Source organism: Acidaminococcus sp. HCP3S3_H5 (assembly GCF_052122235.1).
Classification (GTDB): domain Bacteria; phylum Bacillota; class Negativicutes; order Acidaminococcales; family Acidaminococcaceae; genus Acidaminococcus.
This window is the reverse complement of sequence record NZ_JBQKCS010000027.1, coordinates 1-427: the sequence shown is the minus strand read 5'-3', so window position 1 is coordinate 427 and position 427 is coordinate 1. Positions and strand designations below refer to the sequence as shown.

Here is a 427-nt window from a genome sequence, read left to right as displayed (position 1 = left end):
GTGGCTTCAGCCGCATTAGCAGCTACAGGACTTCCGGCAAGCTTTGCAGACTACGTGATTGGAGATTCTCCAGAAGCTACGAAACACAACGTCAACTCTTTAGACGTAGAAATCAATAACCTCTTGTCACAACGTGTGGAGGAAAAAGTAAAAGGCCTTGCAGCTCAGACAGCACCTAGCAACCAAGATATTGTAGGGGTTGGAGGGCAGCGAGAAGCTAAATCATTATTCGACTTATCTCCCCAAGAAGCTATGCAGCTTAAAGCAAGCAACCCAGCTAAGTACGAAGCTTTGCGACGTAACTCTTAATTAGATAAGTCCATACGAAAAGGAGAATACACATGGTAGCAGAAGTAACTAAAATTGCAGATTTAATCAACCCCGAGGTCATTGGAGACTTCCTAGAGAAGAAAATGATCGACAACCT

The 427-nt window shown here is 44.0% G+C and carries 1 protein-coding gene; it reads left to right on the top strand.

Translation table 11 applies throughout. The features are described from left to right. A partial coding sequence (locus ACTQY5_RS11010) for a capsid assembly scaffolding protein Gp46 family protein (protein ID WP_441369208.1) occupies positions 1-309 on the top strand: 309 nt, incomplete at its 5' end. Positions 310-427: the final 118 nt, after the last annotated feature.